Genomic DNA, 21,650 nt, shown 5'->3' on the forward strand with positions numbered 1-21,650 from the left:
GATTCCCCTTTTTCTTATATACTAGTATGGCAGTGATAAAGTACATCCATGATCATGCGTTTTCTTCCAATGTAGGAAAGAACATATTTCCTGTCAAATTTCTCAGCGATTCATTCACCCGCATTCTCTCCCCTCACCTTGTGCACAATCGACATCCATTGAGCTGCCCGTTCGGCAATAATCTTCCACTGATCGTTTTCCAATGCCCCTTCAACCTTCACTAACGAGTTCCCGACACCGATGGCATCCACTCCCGCTTTTATATACTCTCCAGCCGTTTTCAGATTGATTCCTCCAGTTGCGATGAGGGGGATGTGGGGAAGCGGCTCCTTTATGCTTCGAATATAGTTTGGCCCAAACACATGAGCAGGAAATACTTTCACCATATCAGCCCCGTGCTGAAAAGCATTCACAATTTCGGTCGGCGTCAATCCTCCTGCGATACTGACAACGCGATTTTGTTTTGCCGCCTGAATCACATCAATAGAAAGGAAGGGAGAAACGATAAACCGCGCCCCAGCTGAAATCGCCCTCTGTGCTGTTTCAGCGTCCAGCACCGTTCCCGCACCGATCAACATATCTTTCAGTTCCCTTGCAGCCTTTTCCAACGCGGCCAAAGCCCCAGCTGTTTCCATCGTAATTTCCATGATTGGAATGCCTCCCTGCCGCAAAGCCAATGACAGCGGAAGAACAGTATCAACCGTCGCACCGCGGACGACTGGAATGATGCCAATCTCTCGAATCATTTGGACTACCTTCATGTAGGTTCATCTCCTTTATCGCGTAACATCTTCCCGTCGCTGATTTATCAAGCGCTCGACGTCATCGCGTTCCGGCATGCCATCAGCATCCCCCTCGACCATTGTCACAAGCGCGCCAACTGCATTCGCTCGCTGCACCGCTTCTGTTAAACGAAGTCCTTCAAGCAGTCCGGATAGCAGCCCAGCTGCAAACCCATCCCCAGCACCGACAGGGTCGATTACCCTTTCAACAGGAAACCCTGGAACATACTCATGATGCGCATTCGTAAAATAATGGGCACCATTTGCGCCTAGTTTAATGACAACGAGCGAAGCGCCCATGCCAAGCAGCCGGCTTCCCCATTCCTCAACCGAATGTTTTCCGAATAAAAACGATGCCTCAGCTTCTCCAGGGAGAACCACATCTGATTCAGCTGCCATGCGAAGCATCACTTCCTTGGCCCGATCCGCTTCATTCCATAGTTTCAACCGCAAATTCGGATCAAAAACGATTTTCACCCCGTGACGACGAGCGATCGCCATGGCGGCAAAGATCGTTTCACGACAATTCTCGCTTAACGCCGGAGTGATTCCCGTAATATGCAAATACTTTGCCTCTGCGATATATTTCTCATCCAAGTCGGCAGGCGTCAGCCTGCTCGCCGCTGATCCTTTGCGATAGTAATATACCCGCGTATCGTTTAGACGTCTTTGTTCCTTAAAGTAAATGCCGGTCGGCGCTTCCCCATCCATTTTTACCCGGCTGACATCCACTCCCTCACCTTTCAGGAAAGACAAAATCGCCTTTCCAAACTCATCGCTTCCGACCTTGCTGATCCATCCTACACGATGGCCTAATCGAGCAAGGCCGACAGCGACATTGGATTCCGCTCCGCCAATCCGCATAGTAAAGGTGGTCGCCTGTCTCATCAAGCCGACGCTTGTTGGTGTAAATACGGCCATCGATTCGCCAATGGTGACTACGTCCATCTCGTCCCTCCAAAACCACTTTAGTAATCTTTCATGAAGAATACGATGTCATTTCACCATCATCTAAGCCGACATATGTGCTTGTCTCATCTCGAACTTGCTCAATCTCGATTAATGTCACCTCGTTTTTTGATAGGACAATAGATAAATGAATCACACCGTCCGTTGCCCGTCTCTGCTCCGTCATCACATGAGGCTGCGCCACTTGACGCAACGTTTCCACCGCTTGACGGCTTGGAAAACGGGGACGCCCCATCTGTTTCCAAACTCTCCACGCGTTCCCGTACTGCTCATTGACGATTTGCCGCTTGATAAAAACAGCGGAAAATGAAACTGGAATCACCAGCTGCACTTCTTTTGTCAATCCTTCTCCTTTTTCCATCACTAAATTCCAAAGCACTGCGGCAATCGATCCATCTTTCCGCCTTGTCACAATCATCTCTCCGTCACGATACAACAGTTCGTCGCCTAGAGCATTAAAGAATGTAAACGCATGAAATGTCGGTTTGGGAATCGAGTGAAGCGCAACTAGACCGAACCCACCGTGAAACAACGCCTTCGGAACGTCCATTTCTTCAAACACATCACTGAACGTCCAATATGAAAACGAGTCGACGTAATCTCCCCCCTCACTTAAAATACGGGCAATGTATGCTGCATTGAGCGCCGTATCATGAACCGGGTTGATGGGGCTGTACGATGTATTATATTCGGTAATATGCAATGGCAAATGCGGAAACGGAGACTGGCGAATCAAGGCGCGCACCGTTTTGAATTGCTCCAACATATCTTCTGGCGGCTCAAGCTCTTGATAGTAATATTCAAACGTTTTCTTATGCGGCGCCTTCGATGTATAGGCATGGCGGCTGACAAAATCAACAGGCACCCTCCGTTCGGCGCAAAAGTGGAGAAAATCCGTAATCCATTCATCGCTTCCTCCGCAAATGGCCGGTCCCCCAACTTGCAAATGAGGATCAACGCTTTTTACCGCTCGGGCTGTCACCTCGTACAGCTTAAAATACTCCTGTTTGTTGGCATCTTTCCAGAAGTTCACTAAATTAGGTTCATTCCATACTTCAAACAGCCATGTCCGCACTTCCTCAATCCCGTATCGCTCAATGAAATGGGAAACGACCGCTACGATGAGATCACGCCACTTGTTATAATCTTTCGGGGGTGTAACGTTGCCTTTCCAATAAAAAACTGTTTGGTCTCCCGAAGCAAGCGCTTTTGGCATAAATCCAAATTCAATAAACGGCCGGATATTCAACGCTAAATACGAATCAACAATCCGGTCGATGTACGTAAAGTTATAAAACGGCTTCATTTCCCCATCGATTTCGACTTCTCGATAAATTCCGACATCATCGGAAAGCAAGCCATGACCGCGGATGTATCGAAACCCTATTTTCTCTTGCACGAGTTTCAAGTGATCCAAATACTCCTTTTGCAAAGCAAGGCCGAGCCGCCCGGTGCCAACGCAAAATTTCCAATTCTTTTTAAACTTCTCCCTCCCGTTGCTTGGCACGTTTACAACCTTCATGCTCCTCTCCCCTATTCACCGATAAATTTTCCGCCCGTATTGGTCGTCTATTCCTGACTTCCGGTAAAAGTACGTATTGATGACATCTCGCCATTCTTTAGCATGTTCCACTTGGATCGTCAATCGTTCCAATACATCATGATACCGTTTTTCGTCGATTTTCCCTTTCAGTTGTTCCCATCGTTTCCGCAGCTGTTTCGCCTGCTCAACCCCTTCAAAATGAGTATTGTAAATATGTTGAATGACCGTTTCCCCTGAATGCAGCCGATGAGTGTACGGAACGTGATGGAAAAACAAGAGCAGCTCATCCGGACAAGTGTCGAGCGACTCATACATCGCTGCATTTTCCGGAAAGTATTGCGCCGTATATCCTGTTCCCGTAGCAACCGTCCGGTCAACACCGATCCCGTCGCGGTCAGCATAATGGTACGTCCCCCAATGCGAATATTCATAGCCATCCACATTAGGACCATAATGGTGCCCTGGGTTCACCATCCAGCCGACGCCAAGCGGAGAGGTGTAGTTTTCATAAATTCTCCACGAAGATAGAAGCATCCAACTGATCGTCTCGACGACTTGTGAATCATCCCCAAACGTTTGCACAACCCATTCGTTAGCAATTTCTTCGGCAGACAAATCCGGATTCCAAGCGAGCCGCCCAAATCCATACAAGTTTGCTTGCGCCAACGTATGCCCAGTCCAGTTTGGGTCATTGCCAATATTAGATACCCCTGCGATCCCGCTGTATCGATAGTCAAATAGCGAGCCATCAATTACCTTTTTTACTTTCGACCCTTTTCCCTTGGCATACGTATCAAAATCAAGCACCTCTTTCCACTGTGGAATCAAGAAGCATAAATGTTTTTGCTGTCCTGTATATTCCTGGGTGATTTGAACCTCCATCATTTGATTGGTTTTCGGCATAGCGCCAAATAACGGAGAAACCGGCTCCCTTACTTGAAAATCCATTGGGCCGTTTTTAATTTGCAAGATGACATTCTCGCGAAACTGTCCATCCAATGGCTTAAAGTGATCATATGCGGCTTTTGCCCGATCGGTCGTCCGATCGCGCCAATCCTGCTGGCAGTTATAAACAAAACATCTCCAAATGACGAGCCCCCCAAACGGCGCCAACGCCTCTGCCAACATATTTGCCCCTTCCGCGTGATCGCGCCCATACGTAAAGGGACCAGGACGAAACTCGGAATCCGCTTTGACTACAAAGCCGCCAAAATCAGGAATATATTGATAAATACGTTTCGCCGTTTCCTTCCACCACCATCGCACCTCGGGATCAAGCGGATCTGCTGTTGGAAGCCCGCCAATCTCAATCGGGCTTGCGTAGTTGATACTTAAAAATGTTTTGATTCCGTAGGTTCGGAAGATATCCGCTACTTCCGCCACGTCAGGCAAAAAGTGATCGGTGATGAGTTTCGTTTCGGTTTTGTGTACATTGACATTGTTGATGGAGATGGCGTTAATACCCACAGAAGCAAGCAATCGTGCATAATCTTTTATCCGTTGGTTTTGTTTCACAAACTGGTCATCGACAAAGAAAATCGACCGACCAGCATATCCACGCTCAATGCTGCCATCCATATTGTCCCAATGATTGATCATGCGCAACCGGTTTTTTGGCTGCTCGATGATGGACAGTTGGGCGATGTTCTCACCCATTTGCAATAATCGGAGGAAATGAAAGACACCATACAACACACCAGCATCTGTTTTCCCAATAATGTAGATACGGAACGGGCCATCGTCGACATCCGATCGAATCACATACCCTTCAGGATGAACAAGCGTTCCCTCTAATGGTCGCTCGAACTCTTCATCTTCAAGCGTCCCAAGCCAAATCGAATTAGCTGTTTCATTTACTTCCTGCACCACTTGCGGCTCAATCTCCATCATCGAACGAAGCCCTTTTTGGAGTTCTTCCACGGCTGCTTGAAAAATGGGCGATGTTCTTTTCGCCACAATCTCCTCAAACCGTAATCGACTATATTGATCCTTCCGCTCATACCGCAGCCAACAAGGTTCGTATCCCGCCGTCATGTCGAATTCTCCTCCTGTTACTCTTTTTCCGCCCCCAACACAATCCCTTTCACAAAAAACTTTTGCACAAACGGATAAACAATCAGCATCGGCAAAGCTGCGATGAAGATTTGTGCCGCCTTCACTGTCCGTTCAGATAAGTTTTTCAATGTTTCTGCATCGACGCTCATTTTCGTAAAATCCTGTTGAACAATAATCGTTTGTAAGAACGTAGATAACGGGTAATGTTTCACATCGGACATATAAATCAACCCATCAAACCATGAGTTCCAATGAAAAACCATCGTAAAGAGCGAAATCGTCGCAATGGCAGGCACCGAAATCGGCAAATAAATTTTCCAAAAAATCGTGAAATGATTTGCGCCATCCATTAAAGCGGCCTCTTCAAGCGATTTCGGCACCGAAGTTCGGAAAAAGTTCACAAGCAAAATTAAGTTAAAGGCGCTGACAGCTGGCGGTAAAATCAACGCCCAAATCGTATCTGTCAACCCGAGCTTCGTCACCACCATATAAGTCGGAACGAGACCGCCATGGAACAACATCGTAAACACAAAAATCCACATATAGAGTTTCCGGCCGCGAAAGGCGTCGTCGCTTTTGGACAGCGGATAGGCAGCGCATAACATGACTCCCATGGAAATGACTGTTCCCAATACAACACGCAAAAACGAATTCCAAAGGGAACGCAAAAAATTTTCATTCCCAATCGTTTTCTCATAAGCGTCCAACGTAAAGTCAACGGGCCACAGTCCGACCAGATTAGCGGTCGCCGCTGCACTGCCGCTGAATGAGACGGCTAAAATATGGATGAGAGGCAAAAGGCAAAGAACGGCAATGATCGTTAAAAGAGTATAGTTAAACACAGTGAATAGTTTATAAGACAAGCTTTTTTGGTAGTGATGATGCATAGACCTCCCCTCCCTTTAAAAGATTTTATAGTTCGCATACTTATAAGCGAGACGATACCCTGTGACTACGAGAATAAAGCTGATGACCGATTTAAACAATCCAACAGCTGTCGCATAACTGAAATCCCCGTTCAAGAGACCGACACGGTAAACATACGTATCGATGATATCACCCGTTTTGTAAACAAGCGGATTGTACAAGTTTAAAATTTGATCAAATCCGGCATTTAAAATGTTTCCGAGCGACAACGTTCCAACCACAATGATGATCGGCAACATGGAAGGCAACGTAATGTAAATAGTTTGTTGCCACCTGTTGGCTCCATCCACGATAGCCGCTTCATACAACGATGGGTTAATGGAAGTAAGGGCAGCTAAAAATACAATCGTGTTAAATCCGCATTCTTTCCACACATCTGTAACGACAACAACAGTACGAAACCAATCGTTGTCTCCAAGAAAGAAAATAGGCTTAACACCGAATATTGATAAAAAACGGTTAACAATCCCCCCTTCAGGAGAAAGCATGTCAATCAAGATCCCGCCCAGAATCACCCATGACAAAAAGTGCGGCAAATACACGATCGTTTGAACCGTCCGCTTAAACTTCATCACGTATACTTCGTTGAGAAGCAACGCAAACGCCAAAGGCACACCGAGGTTAAAGATGATTTTTAATGTTGAAATGACCAATGTATTCCATATGACTTGACGAGCGTCTTCATATTCAAACATCGTTTTAAAATGCTCGAGACCAACCCAAGGAGAACGCAAAAAGCCAAGCCAAGGCTCATAATCTTGAAAAGCCATGACCAGTCCTAGCATCGGAACATATTGAAAAATCAACACAATGATGAGGGCAGGAAGCAACATAACATGCAACTGCCACGTTCCTCTTCTTTTCTGAACTCTCTTTGCTTCCACCGCTGTTGTTTGTCCTTTGACATCGACGGCCGACTGCATACCCGTTTCCTCCTTCCGGCGTCATCTCTTGCAAAAAAGCAGGTGCGGACATCGATGAGAATTCTCTTTCACAGCTCGCCCCCTGTCCGCACCCTATCATCGTTGAAACGTTACTTTGCTCCTTTTACCGATTGATACCATTCATTCACTTCTTTTGTAATTTCTTTGCCCCCAGATTCTTCCCATTTTTTCACAAAGTCATCAAATGCACTGAGCGGCGCCCGTCCGTAAATGATGTTGGCAAAGGTTTCACGTTCCATTTTCGTCAAAAACTCTCCGCGTTTTTGCATCGTTTTAGTGGGCGGACCTGTAAACTCGTTTTCAATGCGGTATTGATTTTGTTGGTTGACGATTGTAGCCGCTTTCATAAACGACTCGCCTAAAGATACAATTCGTGTATACTCATAGGCGTTTTTCGGCTGACGCTTCGTTGTATACAACTCCTCGACTAGATCATACAGCATGTACGGAACGGTCGGAATGGCTTCCGTAATGAAATAAGCCCCTGGATCCAATCTTCCTCCTGGAATTTCCTTGTCATCATAAACGGGCTTGCCGTTCTTCATCACATAGTCATAACCTTCGGCCAATCCGTATTTAAAATATTTCGAGTCATTATACACATAGGCGTATGCTTCATCTAAGTATTGGAAGAATTTATCCATATGTTTAAAGTCTTTGCTGAACAAAAACATGCCTGTAACCAATCCCTCGCCACGCCGGCCGATTTTGCCATCCGGACCACTCGGCAGTGGGTATGGTTCCACAACGGCTCCCGGATTATTTTTCAACGCATCTGTGATTGGCCATCCAGCAGCCCAAGGAGGAGCAGAAATGATTCCCGATTTTCCAGCGACAAAGCTTTTGATCGCCGTCTGTTCGTCCAAAATGCCAACTTCTTTGTCCAAGTATCCTTTTTCATACCATTCATTCAGCTTAGCCAACGCTTTTTTCATAGACGGCTGTACCGATCCATAGACAAGCTTCCCATCTTCGCCTTTTGACCATGAACCAGGTTCATAGTTGCCATAAGCACCGAAAATAAAGCTTCCGTCGGCCAACCAAGTCGCCAAGCCGTTTTTGCTGGCCAGCGTCAAGCCAATCGTATCCTTTTTCCCATTGCCGTCAGGGTCTTTGTTGACAAACGCGTCCATGATTTTTTCGAGATCTTCGATTGTTTTAGGCGGCTGAAGACCTAACTTATCAAGCCAGTCTTTGCGAATCCAAAGCAAGGAATCGGAACCATTGCCCCCAGAGAACCGTGGAATTCCATAGCGTTTTCCATCGACAGTCGCCGGATAAAACGCTTCCGGAAATTGCTCATAAATCTTTTTCAATCTCGGTGACGCATATTTCTCAATCGCTTCATCGACTGGCATTACTTTTCCAGAACGAATTAAATCATTGATCAACTGTCCGTCTGACACTTTAAATACGTCAGGCAGTTTCTGTCCGGATGATAAAGCTAAGCGAATTTTATTGTGATACTGTTCATCGTTTGGAGCTGTCCACAATGTTTTCCATTTAATCCCCAATTCTTTTTCCGACCATCGTGTGATAGGATTGTTGTTCAAATCCTCTCCCTCTCGAAATTTCGTATCATCCTTTAATGTGCGGACAGTTGTAATGGTTACAATGCCATTTTTCTCTTTTGAATCTCCAGACCCGTTGGACGAAGAAGATTGGCTGTCCGTACATCCCGCAAGCATTCCAACCGCCAGTGCAGTTGCGGTTAAAGCCGCAAACGCTTTTTTTAGCATATTTCTCCCTCCAATCCCATTGTCTCAAAATCCCCCTTGGCTGCGATCACATTCTTTTTGATAAAGAAAACATAACGATTCCCTGTCTCAATCCCCCCTTTCAAGGTTTTATTGGGAAAGCGATTTCAGATCATTGCAACCCAACTCCTCACCGCTCTACAAACATTCTAGTATACTAGTTTGAAACGACGCATCCTACAAAATGGCTGTAATGCCTTCCTCATGATTCCAGACAAACAGAAGAATGAATTCTCGGTTGACATCCCTGTTCATATAGTCAAGATGTCAATAAGCTTCATGATTTGCCGTTTGCCTTTCTGTTACTAGTATAACTAGTATAACTAGTATACCAGTCCTAGCTTCTATTATAATGAAAAGTTCATTTACATTCAATATTTTTCTGAAATCTTTTAATTATTCACGAAGAGAGGAACCCTTATTTTCTGCTCCCTCTTCGCCGCAACGTGAAGCAATATCATCAGACACTCACTGCCCTCCAAAAAGCTGGTTTCGGTTTATGCTGTTCATCGAACAAAAGCGGCCAGTTTTTTCTCCCGTGCACTGGAAAGTTATCGAGCCATGTATGGTCATCAGCAATTCCCCAAAATGTGACACTTTGAATAACATCGCGATACTCCTTAAACAAAGCAAAAATTTGCCCATACCGCTCTGCCTGCCGTTCGATCATTTCTGACGTTGGAGCTGCCAAATCGGTTCGACGATCGTGAAATTCAAACATGGATACATCGAGTTCCGTAATATGAAGAACAACACCAAGGGACGCATATCGTTCAATGGCCGCACGAATTTCATCAAGCGACGGGCGAGTCAAACTCCAATGCGCTTGCATCCCGATGCCATGAATCGGAATGCCTTTATCACGCAGCGATTTGACAAGTGCAAAAATTTTTTCTCTCTTTTCCGGAAAACATTCATTATAGTCATTGTAAAAAAGCAGTGCATCTGGGTCAGCTTCATAAGCGTAGAGAAATGCTTGTTCCATAAAATCGTCCCCGATGATTTGTCGCCACTTCGACGGCCTCAACAATTCGTCTCCTTCGTCGGCTACCGCTTCGTTGATGACATCCCAACAATATATTTTTCCCTTGTATCGCCGTACAACAGTTGAAATGTGACATTTCATCCGCTCAAGCAACACATCCCGACTGACGAAATGGCCTTGACCATCTTGAAACACCCAATCCGGAGTCTGGTTGTGCCATACAAGTGTGTGCCCTCGAACCGCCATTCGGTGCGAACAAGCAAAATCCACAATCCGATCCGCTTCCTGAAAGGTAAATTTCCCTTCTTCCGGCTGAAGATGCTCAAACTTCATATGGTTCTCTGCCGTAATACTGTTGACATGATCGATCAACAACTGTTTTTGCATCTCGATCGTCACAGGATTGACCGCCGCCCCGATGCGGAAATCATTCGCGAATACATCGCGGAGGGAGGGGAGGGAGCTGTTCATCTTCATTCCCCCTCCTCCAACCATAAAATGCTCGTCACGCCGCGCGGGTAGTATTTGCTGCCGCTGATTTCGCCAGCGATAATTTGGTCGCTCCAACTCCAAATGGAGAGCGTCGGATGCGTGAGCCACGCAACATGAGCCGCATCAGCTCGTTTTCCTTGTTCATCCCATTCCCACCCTAAAATGCGGCGGGCAATAAACTGGCATAAGTAAATTTTGCTCAACCACGAGTTGTTGCTTGTCGAGGAAATTTTCCATCCCCCGTCCGGGAATAGGCAAATTCCTTCCCGCAACACATATTGCAAATGTTGTCGCAGTGCACGAATATAGTCTCCAAAACGTCCGTCTTCTCTTAACGCCTCATGGCAGTTCGTAAAGTAAGGAAACACAAGCCCCTCAATAGCCGGAATGATTTTCGAGTCATTTCCTTCTCCCATCACGGCTGGGATATACCCGTCCTCCGTCACGTGACTGACAATCGTCGCGGCGCATTTTTCCGCCTGCTCCCTTGCCAATGCAGCCAGTTCTTCTTTGCCGACATCGCGGAACAACTTTTCGAGCGCCACATAGGCAGCCCAACATTTTCCTGCCAAATATAAATTGTTGCGCGCCTGGCCAAGAGAAACATCCAAACTATCATACGTTGTGATTTCCGCTCCACCCATCGTGCGGGTGCTGTCAAGCCCCATCACGCCGTTCCGCTTTTCTGGATCCGGATGATCGCGGCGCACCATGCTTTCGAGACATTGTTCCAAGATCGTAAGCCGCCGGTCGCGCCATGCCCAGTCTTTCGTTTGTTCGATGTATACCGCTGCGCAAAGCACCCAGTTGACGAGCTGTTCGTGCGTCATATGTGAAAAGCAGCCGCTGATCCCGTATAGCTCATATGACGAGTAATGCGGGCGTGAGAACGTGTTGGCGACTCCCATATCGTGAGTGAAGCTGATGCCGCCGGGGTATTCCGTCTCATCTCCTGGGAAACGGACACGATCCTCATAGCTGTAGCGCTCGACATAAAAGTCAAGCACATTTTTCACCGTCCACGGATTCATTTTCAATTCAAAAAAGAGCTGGTCGACGGTGAGATCAAACGTATTCATCATCCGGTACTCGCCTTCATTGACGACCCAAATCGGCTTTCCTTCATGCTCAAGCAGCTGTGTATTGCCATAGTAGCTACGGATCGCGTGCGCCATCATAAACTTTTGATCATCGGAGAGCCATTCTTTTTCAATGAGTTCATTCGAACGGAACGCCTGCTGCTTTAACACCTCGGCCTGCTCTAACGCATAAAGACAGACTTCTTCGATATTATGGAAGAAACGGGTGTAAAAATAAGAGGCATCCATTCCCGCTGTCACACAACCTCCACGATAGAAGCAAACAGCAAATTGATACGTTTTCTTTTCTCCCGCCGGCACATCGACGATTAACGCACCGACTTTCCCGAGCCCAAACGTCCAGTTTTCTTCGAGAGTCGCCGTTAAGATATCCTCCATGCTAAAATGCAGCGCTGAGCGAACACCCTCGTCCTTGGATACAATGCTCAAAATCCGCCCTTGACCGACCCCGCGCAGCTGCGGGCATGTATCATCGATCCGCCGCATCGAGGTATACGGGTCAGTGCCTTCGAATCCGAAAAACGCCCGTCGTGTTCTTGTTCCGTTCGTATTATCGATCGTCATCTCGACAATGACAGCTGGGACCAACGCCAACTTGAGTTCTTCCTCGGCCGCTGTTTCGGGATCAGGCACCGCCTTTACCGGCGAATAAATCGTAAACGTTAAATCCCCAGCTTTCCATGTATCCGTTGCCACACAGAATTCGCGCTTGATCTCCTCTTTCGCAAACGGGATGAGAATGTTTGGTTTTTGCGGATTCGGATCAGGATTTTCAATGTCATATCGTTTGCTTTCATCCTCGCCTGCTGTTTCCGCGAATGGAAGGATATGATACAGCCCCGGCTCATGCGGCGACTCAACACCAATAAAGACATTTTGCCGCGGTGGTCGGGCAAGTTCCAAGTCCAGTCCTCCGCTTTTTCCCGGAAACCCTAGCGTAAAGCTGGCAAACGCCCCAACCGGCGAGTGATGGGCGTTGAAAAATACATTGGTTGGCATGAATAGCTCACTCTCCCCTTTTTCCTACTATGCAAGCGGTCGATCATGAGAGCACCAGTGCTACAAAAGAACGGCTTTTTCATCTGCTTTCAGCTTGCAGCTCCAACAATTCGCTGACCGTGACCATTTTGTAACCTTGCGAATACAATTCGGATACGAGTATATTGACAGCCTCGATCGTCTGCGAACGATCTCCAAATCCGTCATGAAAGAGCAAGATGCTCCCGTTTTTTATATGGGGGCGACTCTTCCGAACAATATAATCAACTCCTGGTTGTTCCCAGTCTCGGGCATCCGTATTGAGCGCACCAATCATTTGGTAGCCGAAATGGTTGCACATCGAAACAACAGTTGCATTGTAGTCAAGATAAGGAGGACGGAAAATCGTGGGCTTCGCTCCAGTCATCTCGGTAATGATGGCATCCGTCCACTCCATTTCTCTCAAAGCCTCATCTTCCGTTAGAGAAGTGAGGTTAGCGTGAGAATACGTATGATTGCCAATTTCATGCCCTTGCGCCTTGACCGCCTTTACAACTTCCGGATGCTTCTCCATCTGGCTTCCGATCATAAAAAAGGTCGCTTTTCCAGATACTTTCTCCAATATCTCCAATACGTTCAATGTATAAACCGGATTCGGTCCATCATCAAACGTCAGGGCGACCAATTTGTGCGGCGTCTCTACATGTTCAATCATTCCTCTATCTTTCCTCCATTGATTCAAATGATGCCAAATCGATAGACCGTCGTTGATGCTCGCTCTTGGCCAGCCGGCAATACGATCGACGGAAACTGCGGATGATGGATCGCATCCGGCAGCCCTTGCGTTTCCAGGCAGATGCCTAAATATTTCCGCGACGACACGCCGCCTAGATCCAACCCTTCCGGCAGCTGGTTCGATGTATACACCACCACGCCGACCTCATCCGTCTCCACCGTCAGCACCCGCCCGCTCTCTTGGTCGGAAAGAACAATTTCCTTGTCATGATGCCGGTCGAGCCAAAACGGATGGTCATAGCCCCCGCCGACGAGTTCGATTTGCGGGTGTCCGGATTCAACCGCCTCCCGGATCATCTTTCCTTGCCGCAAATCAAACGGCGTGCCGGCGACATCCAAGACGCGGCCTGTCGGAATCAGTTCCTCATTCAGCTCGAGCACACGCGAGCTTTGGATTGTCAGCGTGTGGTCCAATATATCGCGCTTGCCGTTGCCGCTTAGGTTAAAATACGTATGGTTCGTCAAATTGACGAGCGTCGTTTTGTCCGAACGAGCTCGGTGTGTGACGATCCATTCGTTGTCATTGTTCAGCCAATATTCCACTTGAACATGAACCGTTCCCGGGTATCCTTCCTCCCCGTCCGGGCTTGTGTACGAAAAGACGACGCCGACCGCATCGTCGCGCTGAACGGGCTCGGCCTGCCACAGCACGCGGTGGAATCCGTTCGGCCCGCCGTGCAAGTGGTTGTTGTGTTCGTTTTTCGCCAGTTGATATGTGATTCCATCAAGTTCGAAGCTCGCTCCACGAATGCGCCCCGCCACCCGGCCGATCACGGCGCCGAAATAAGGGGCGTTCTCAACATACGGTTCAAATCGTCCAAACCCGAGCACGACATTTTCGATGTTGCCGTTCCGGTCGGGAACGCGGAGGTCCGTCACGATGCATCCGTAGTTTGTCGCCGACAGTTCCATGCCGCGGTCGTTTGTCAACGTAAATAAAAGAACTTCTTTTCCGTTGAAACGAGACCATGTTTCTTTCCTAATCCGCAACCTCTCTCCCCCTCTCCAACGATGGAAAAAGCAACGATTTGATCATTTTCATCATACTATATTTCATTTAGTTTGTATATAACACAAACAAACTTAACCCCAATCACATATGACATCATCCTTTTACCGAACCAGCAACCAGTCCTTCAATAATTCGGTCGCTCAAGAATAAGTATACAATCAAAATCGGCAAAATGCTGATCACCAAAGTCGCGCCGATCGCCCCCCAGTCGGTGAGATATTGGCCGACAAAATTATTGACTCCGACTGTGATCGTTTTCCATTTTTCCGAACTAATGAACGTGTTGACAAACACAAACTCATTCCAATTGTAAATCATGTTAATAATGGCTGTAGTCGCAAGAACAGGCGCTGTCATCGGCAATGTGATGCGGAAAAAAATGCGATGGACAGAGCACCCGTCCATTACCGCCGCTTCTTCGATTTCCCGCGGCAACGACTGATAAAATCCTAGCAAAATCATAATCGTAATCGGCAAGTTAAAGGTCGTATATGAAAGAATAATCGAGATGGGGTTATCAATTAAGTTCATTTTATTATAAATATTAAACAACGGAATGAGCGTCGAATGAAGCGGGATCATGTAAGCGATCATAAACAAAGCCAATACAACACCTTTGAATTTCCACTCCATTCTGGTCAAGGCAAACGTAACGAAGCTGGCTAAAATCAAAGTCAATACAACAGCGACGATCGTATACCAGACACTATTGAAAAAGTATTGGTTGATCCCTCCATCAAACCAAGCATTTATATAATTTTCCCATCGCGGAGATTTCGGCAAAGCGAATGGAGACATCCCAAACACTTCCTGATTCGTCTTCAACGACAATAAGAATAACCATACTAACGGATACAATTGAAGAAGCGCTACAACAACCAAGATAAAGTAAAGAATTCCCATTGCGATTCGTCGTAAAGGAGAACGAAGCTTGGAATCTAAGATTTTCTTTTCTTTCATGGTCAATTCTCCTTTTATTCTTGATTGACTCTCAACATTTTTTGAATCATCCAGGTCGCTCCCATGCTAAGGATGAGCAACCCAAAACCAATGGCACTTCCATACCCGAAGTTGAATTTCCCAAACGCTTCTTTATACATATAAGAAGCAATCACTTCCGTGGCATGCCCCGGACCGCCTCCGGTCATGACGTAAATCAAATCAAAATATTTCAAAGACCCGACAACGGCTAGAATCACCAATACTTTTAACACCCCAGAAATAAGGGGCACCTTAATTTTGTAGGCAATTTGAAAGGCATTGGCACCATCGATTCTTGCAGCTTCAATCAATTCTTGAGGTACATTGATCAAAGCCGCATACAGAATGATGATGTAAAATCCCGCATACTGCCAAACGATCGGGATGAAAACCGAATATAACGCCATATCAGGATCCGCCAACCAAAGTGGAGTCTCTTTTATCCCAAACATAGACAATAAACTGTTAATCAGCCCATTCATCGGATCAAAAATCTTAATCCAAAGTTGAGCGATGGCGACAGACGACATAAGCATGGGAATAATATAAATTTTTCTAAACAAATTTCCTCCCTTAATTTTGCTCGCCAATATTAAAGAAACGATTAAATAGCCGATCAAACTGAGAACGGAGAACAACGCCAACAAGACGGAGTGCCAGGTGCTCTCCCAAAACAGCTTGTCATGAATAAGCTTTTTATAATTCTCCAAGCCGATGAACTTCATCTGGCCTACCCCGCTCCAATCCATCAATCCATAATATCCCGTCAGCGCAATCGGGATATAAATTAAAAACAAGACAAGGAGAAGCGACGGCAGGACATAAAGAATGATGGCTGTTTTATTGGACATAACGTTTTTCATCGCTGATAACTCCTTCTTTACAAATAAGGGGGCATGTGTTGTTCCAGATGCCCCCAAAATTCTTATTTGTTGGCTTCCTCCGCCAACGCGTCATCATGTTGTTTCGCAAATTCTTCTGGCGTGATTTGTTTGCCAAACAGGGCCGTCATTAAGTCATGGTGCAGCTCAGAAACATTCGGGCTTGCTTGGGTGTCAAACCAAGTCGTAATGTTTGTCGCGTTATTGATGTCATGCAAGACATCCAGGTACATCTTCGGTACGTTCAACCCTTCTGTATTCACCTTTGTAGCTGGTAAAATGCCTGCACCTTCCACTGACCGTTTGCCCCATTCTTTGACAAGGTACGCCGCGAAGTCTTTCGCTTGTTCTTTATGCTTTGAATTTTCCGCGACAAACGCGCCTAACCCAGGACCGCCAACATAACTGTTGATGTCCGTTCCTTTGCCGCCTTCATACAGTGGGAATTTAAAGTAACCAACCTTCTCTTTAAACTCTTGCGGCACATCCGGGCTGGTTGTAAAGTTCGGCAACTCCCATGTGGCCGTTAAGAACATGGCTGCCTTTTCGTTTAGGAAATAACCTTTAGCATCATCATTCGAGAAGGCAGTGTTCCCTTTGACAAAGAACCCCATATCCACAAGATTTTGAACTTCTTTTGCCGCTTTGACAATAGCTGGGTCAGACATTTTCACTTTTCCTTGAATGACATCGGTCAAAATCGTCGGGCCGCCAATCCGGTCAGCGAGGTACATAAACCACATCGATGCCGGCCATCCGTCTTTTGAACCGACTGTGGCTGGAATCACCCCATGCTTGATCAACGTTTTCCCAATGTTTTTCAAATCTTCAAAGGTTTTCGGTTCCTGAAGACCATATTTTTTGAAAATCTCTTTGTTGTAGAAAATATACGTGATGTTCATCTCCATTGGAAGCGCATACGATTTGCCGTTAAAGGTATACGCTTCTACCGTTCCAGGTACAAACTGGTCTTTAAATTCTTTTTCGATAATATCATTTAGCGGCGCAAATTGTCCTCCAGTGGCGTATGGTTCGGCAAAACCGTTCGACCACGTCAACCCTACGTCAGGCAATTCATTCGAAGCGGCCAACACTTTTAATTTATCCCGATATTGATCCGGATTTAATACCTCTACATCAATCTGAACATTCGGATGCTTCGCTTCATAGTCTTTAATAATCTCCTCTACAAGATTGTAGTAAGCGGTTGAACTGCCTTTTGGCCAGTCGTGCATAAACTTCAAATGAATTTTCCCGTCTCCGGATTTCCCCTCGCTCGCAGAATCGCTCGACGAAGAAGAACAACCAGACAGCACAATCCCCGCCATCAACATTAGCAAAACCAACCATGTGAACGCTTTCTTTTTCATAAACTTTACCCCCTTCTCTATTCTTTGCTTGCAAATACAGTCTACCATCATCATGAAGGGGGAAAAAGGCAACAACCATTAGGAAAAGTACCAGTATTTTTAGATTACTTTTCTTTTTGACTTTTTCGATAGCTGCTCGGAGTCTTTCCCTCCATTTCCTTAAACAAATGAATAAAATATTTCGCTGTTTTGTAACCGCACTCTTCCGCAATCTCTGATACAGCCATATCAGTCGTCATCAACAGTTCTTTAGCTCGCTGCATTCTTCTTCTTGTGAGATATTCGCTGAATGTGAGTTTCATTTGTTCTTTAAACAGCGTGCTAAAATAGCTTGGATTCAAATGGACGTGCTCCGCCACTTCTTTTAGTGATATATCATCTTTTAGATGCCGATCAATAAACTGGATGGCCTCGCGAATCGGTTCACGAGTTTGGGGGTGACGGTCAAGGGCATCGATGAGTTTATCGTCAATCAATTGTTTCATCACTCGTTCCCTTTCCTTTTGCTCGGAAACGTGGATCGCTTTTTCTACCGCTTCGAATAATTCGCTTTTTTTCACCGGCTTCAACAAATAGTTTAATACACCAAGGCTGATGGCTTTTTGCGCATAATCGAAATCAGGGTAAGCAGAAATGAGGATCACTGCCGGAGAATCGTCTTTTTCTCTCATTTCCTCTAACACATCAAGCCCGGTAATTTCCGGCATCCGAATATCTGTCAATAACACGTGCACCCGCTCTTGCCGCAAAATGTCAAGCGCTTCTTGGCCGTTGGCAGCCGTTATGATTCGGTGTTTGCCGGAGGCCCATTTTTCCAACAACCGCTTCATCCCTTCCCTCGCCCTCGGCTCATCATCCACAACCAAAATGGTCTTCTCATACATTATCTTTCACCTCCGTTAACAGGAATTCGAAGCGTGACCTTTGTACCTTTGTTTTTACGGCTCTCAATTGTTATGCCATCGCTCGTTTCTTTCTTGTAATAAAGTTGGAGACGTTTTTTCACATTATACAATGCCATTCCTTTTCCTTTCGCTTCTCCTGTATGCATAGCCTGTTTCACCGCCTCGAGCCTTTCTTCATCCATTCCAACTCCATCATCTTCCACCATGATCTCAAGATGACGATCCGAAACCGGTTTGACAGCCACGGTAATGGTACAAGGGGCTGTCCGGTTTTCCGAACCATGCACGACCGCGTTTTCGACTAACGGTTGAATCAACAGTTTTGGGATTTTGACATTTTCCCATTCCTCAGGCAGCGACAAATGCCACTTGATGCGATCGCCAAACCGAAATTTGATAATGTCCATATAATTTTCGATATGGCGAAATTCCTCTTTCAATGTAACCCAATCATCGTTCACATTTCGGCTGATGGTGTAGCGAAACAGCTCTGACATGGACACAACGACATCTGCCAACTCTTCTTCCCCTTTCTCTTCTAACGACCACCGCAGCGACTCCAACGTGTTGTACAAGAAATGAGGGTTGATTTGCGCTTGAAGCGCTTTCAATTCACTTTGGCTGCGAACAATCTCTTTTTGATACACCATTTTGATCAAATGATTCGTTTCTCTCACCAATTGGTTATAGGTGCTATTCAGCTCCCTGATCTCATTGACCGTAACCATCTTCGGATCAACTGTTAATAACCGCTCATTCGCCAGCCGCATCGTTTTCGTTAATTGAACAATCGGCCGTGTAATGATGGTCGAGAGAAGCAGCGAACATAAAAAGTAAACAAGCATCCCGATAATGCCAGCGAAAATGATCCCAAACCGAATGCTGTTCACTCCCTTGGTCAGGGCACTGACAGGCGTTAATATGAAAACGGTGAACCCTTTGTTGGAAGACTGCTTTGTTACCATGTATTCGGTTTGATTTATTACCGTTGCTGACCGTTGATTTAATGAAGATACATCAGTTAAGCTGGAATTATTTGAAAAAATAACCTTTCCTTCCGGATCGGAAACCAATACGTATTGCCCCGTGTTCACCTCAGTAATCGCGAAATACGGCTTGTAAATTCGCACAAGCAAGTATCCCCCGTTGGCAAAATGACGCTCCATCAACGTAATGCGCCGTATCGCTAAATAAAATTGCGGGTTTCGCGGATCTTCTCCGATCCATACAAGTCTGCCTTTCGCGCGATCCGCTTCATAAATCCATTTCACGTTGAGACGTTGAAACATCTTCATAGAACTGTCTAGGGGAAACACTTGCTTTAAATCTTCTGTATAGAGCTCGACAGAGTAAATGCCCTCAGAGTTGGCTTGGATATTATTAACCACACTTTTTAACCTTTGCAATTCTGGAAACGTCACTTTCTCTCCCCCATGGATTCGTTCAAATAATCGTTGAACTTCTTGATTGGTCATCACAAACTTTGTCGCTGTATTCAACTGTTCAAACAATGAATCAATCCGACCGCTCGCTTCAATAGCTGTCTGCTTGATTTGGTTTTCAGCGTTGTTCCGAATCAACAGGGACACTTGCTTGAGCGTGATCATGCTGACGAGAGACAGCACAATCACCATGACAAATAGGAATACGACCAATATCTGATTTCGCAACGTGTTCCATTTTTTTAGGTAGCTAAGCATGGCGATGTCCCTTCCTAACGGAAAAGAGTATGTGAAAGACAAATCTCTTTAATTACTAGTATAGTGGCTTCTACATAATTTGTATAGAACACAAACAAAGATTGTCGAAACAAAAAGCTGGTCGTGTCCGGTTCATCAACCATCCGACCAGCTCATTCATTCACCTTGGTATTTCATCTTCATTTCCAAATCATTTCACACAGTGAATAGCAACATCGATAGGTCTATTTCTCATTCACCCACACCGTCATCTCCCCTTCCCCACGGTTGCACCAGGCATAATAAGGAATCGCACGGAACGGAACTTGATAGGTTCGGGGTTCAATAGGCCGATACAACTCATCATTCCATGCCGACTCATCGACCCGCTCGGCGATGCCGGTGATTACCACGACCCCTTCCAGCAAGTCCGGCTCAAAGTGCGCCTCAAGCTTGGCATCGCGCGGAAGGAACAAATTTGCCAAATTCGGTCCGTTATCGACTTCTTCCAAACAATACACAATCGGCCCGCGCTGCAACGCAACTTTGCCGGCATTGGCGCGCACTTGGGGATGCGCCTTAATCCGCTCGACCGGCATCGAGAAGTGAAGGACCATTTCATCCCCTTGCCGCCACACTCGACGGATATAAGCGTACCCTTTTTTGGTCAGCGGCGCAATGTCTACGTTTTCCCCATTGATCGTTACCTCCGCTCCCCGGCACCATCCAGGAATGCGCAATCCAAGTGTAAATTCCTGGGCTGATTCCGGCGAAATCGTCAATCGAACCGTTCCATCCCAAGGATAATTCGTCTCTTGCACGATCTCGACTGACCGACCGCCTATTTCCGTTTGAATGTTGCTGCCGACATAAAGGTGGACGAACAACGCATCCGATGTTTGTGAATAAATATAATGGCCGATCGAGGCGATGAGACGGGCCAAGTTCGGCGGGCAGCACGCACAGCTGAACCATTTTTGCCGCACCGGTTTCACATGGCGTTTGTCATGGCGTTCACATGCCTTCGGCCACACTTCGAGCGAGTTGACATAAAAGAATCTCTTGCCGTCCAAATCCATGCCGCTGATCGTTCCGTTGTATAGCGCCCGTTCCATCACATCCGCGTACTTCCCATCCATCTCCAGTTCCAGCATGCGGCGGGCCCAAAACACTAACGCAATTGACGCGCACGTCTCGGCATAGACCGTATCATTCGGCAAATCAAAATCAAACGTAAACGATTCGCCAAAAGCGCTCGAGCCGACGCCGCCCGTGATATACATTTGCCGTTTCGTCACGTTTTCCCATAACGTTTGGCATGCTTGTTTCAACGATTCGTCTCCCGTTTTCGCCGCCAGTCCAGCCATGGCGGTATACATATAGAGCGCCCGCACCGCATGCCCAACAGCTTGTTTTTGTTCCCTGACCGGAATGTGCGCCTGATGGTAACGATACCCGCCGTCATACCAAAATGGCTTCGTTTCCCCTCTTGCTT

The 21,650-nt window shown here is 46.4% G+C and carries 17 protein-coding genes; all 17 read right to left on the minus strand.

Annotated elements, in window-relative coordinates:
- Positions 1-110: 110 nt before the first annotated feature.
- Positions 111-761, minus strand: a complete 651-nt coding sequence (locus T260_RS133675; protein WP_023633598.1) for a bifunctional 4-hydroxy-2-oxoglutarate aldolase/2-dehydro-3-deoxy-phosphogluconate aldolase — start codon at positions 759-761, stop codon at positions 111-113.
- 15 nt (positions 762-776) lie between these two features.
- Entirely contained in the window at positions 777-1,730 is a 954-nt protein-coding gene (locus tag T260_RS133670; RefSeq protein ID WP_023633599.1) for a sugar kinase, read from the minus strand.
- A 31-nt stretch (positions 1,731-1,761) separates the two neighbouring features.
- Positions 1,762-3,273 (minus strand): GH39 family glycosyl hydrolase, encoded by a 1,512-nt coding sequence (locus T260_RS133665; protein WP_023633600.1) that lies wholly within the window; start codon positions 3,271-3,273, stop codon positions 1,762-1,764.
- A 15-nt stretch (positions 3,274-3,288) separates the two neighbouring features.
- On the minus strand, positions 3,289-5,328 hold the full coding sequence (locus tag T260_RS133660; RefSeq protein ID WP_023633601.1) for an alpha-glucuronidase family glycosyl hydrolase: 2,040 nt from the start codon (positions 5,326-5,328) through the stop codon (positions 3,289-3,291).
- A 17-nt stretch (positions 5,329-5,345) separates the two neighbouring features.
- Complete coding sequence (locus tag T260_RS133655) at positions 5,346-6,236, minus strand: carbohydrate ABC transporter permease (protein ID WP_015374977.1); 891 nt, start codon at positions 6,234-6,236, stop codon at positions 5,346-5,348.
- Between the two features lie 15 nt (positions 6,237-6,251).
- Positions 6,252-7,199: an ABC transporter permease gene (locus T260_RS133650; protein ID WP_013145187.1), complete on the minus strand. Its 948-nt coding sequence runs from the start codon at positions 7,197-7,199 to the stop codon at positions 6,252-6,254.
- A gap of 110 nt (positions 7,200-7,309) precedes the next feature.
- Positions 7,310-8,959 carry an extracellular solute-binding protein gene (locus T260_RS133645; RefSeq protein WP_023633602.1) on the minus strand — a complete coding sequence of 550 codons (1,650 nt, stop codon included), beginning with the start codon at positions 8,957-8,959 and terminating at the stop codon, positions 7,310-7,312.
- A 478-nt stretch (positions 8,960-9,437) separates the two neighbouring features.
- The gene (locus tag T260_RS133640) at positions 9,438-10,433 is read right to left on the minus strand and encodes an endo-1,4-beta-xylanase (protein ID WP_013523887.1); all 996 of its coding nucleotides are present in this window, start codon (positions 10,431-10,433) and stop codon (positions 9,438-9,440) included.
- A 2-nt stretch (positions 10,434-10,435) separates the two neighbouring features.
- On the minus strand, positions 10,436-12,553 hold the full coding sequence (locus tag T260_RS133635) for a glycoside hydrolase family 52 protein (protein ID WP_023633604.1): 2,118 nt from the start codon (positions 12,551-12,553) through the stop codon (positions 10,436-10,438).
- A 79-nt stretch (positions 12,554-12,632) separates the two neighbouring features.
- Positions 12,633-13,247 carry a polysaccharide deacetylase family protein gene (locus T260_RS133630; RefSeq protein ID WP_023633605.1) on the minus strand — a complete coding sequence of 205 codons (615 nt, stop codon included), beginning with the start codon at positions 13,245-13,247 and terminating at the stop codon, positions 12,633-12,635.
- 23 nt (positions 13,248-13,270) lie between these two features.
- Positions 13,271-14,317, minus strand: a complete 1,047-nt coding sequence (locus T260_RS133625; protein WP_023633606.1) for an aldose epimerase family protein — start codon at positions 14,315-14,317, stop codon at positions 13,271-13,273.
- A gap of 115 nt (positions 14,318-14,432) precedes the next feature.
- Entirely contained in the window at positions 14,433-15,299 is an 867-nt protein-coding gene (locus tag T260_RS133620) for a carbohydrate ABC transporter permease (RefSeq protein WP_023633607.1), read from the minus strand.
- Positions 15,300-15,313: 14 nt separating this feature from the next.
- Positions 15,314-16,183 carry a carbohydrate ABC transporter permease gene (locus tag T260_RS133615; protein WP_021321571.1) on the minus strand — a complete coding sequence of 290 codons (870 nt, stop codon included), beginning with the start codon at positions 16,181-16,183 and terminating at the stop codon, positions 15,314-15,316.
- A 62-nt stretch (positions 16,184-16,245) separates the two neighbouring features.
- Complete coding sequence (locus tag T260_RS133610) at positions 16,246-17,571, minus strand: extracellular solute-binding protein (protein WP_013145179.1); 1,326 nt, start codon at positions 17,569-17,571, stop codon at positions 16,246-16,248.
- 104 nt (positions 17,572-17,675) lie between these two features.
- Positions 17,676-18,455, minus strand: a complete 780-nt coding sequence (locus T260_RS133605; protein ID WP_020279017.1) for a response regulator transcription factor — start codon at positions 18,453-18,455, stop codon at positions 17,676-17,678.
- Positions 18,455-20,176, minus strand: a complete 1,722-nt coding sequence (locus T260_RS133600) for a sensor histidine kinase (RefSeq protein ID WP_020279018.1) — start codon at positions 20,174-20,176, stop codon at positions 18,455-18,457. Before T260_RS133600 ends, T260_RS133605 begins: the two co-directional genes overlap by 1 nt.
- A 224-nt stretch (positions 20,177-20,400) precedes the next feature.
- Positions 20,401-21,650: glycoside hydrolase family 127 protein (locus T260_RS133595; protein ID WP_023633608.1), on the minus strand; the 1,250-nt coding region annotated here is incomplete at its 5' end.

Origin of the sequence: Geobacillus thermopakistaniensis (assembly GCF_000498995.1) — a bacterium.
In the GTDB taxonomy this organism is placed as follows: domain Bacteria; phylum Bacillota; class Bacilli; order Bacillales; family Anoxybacillaceae; genus Geobacillus; species Geobacillus thermoleovorans.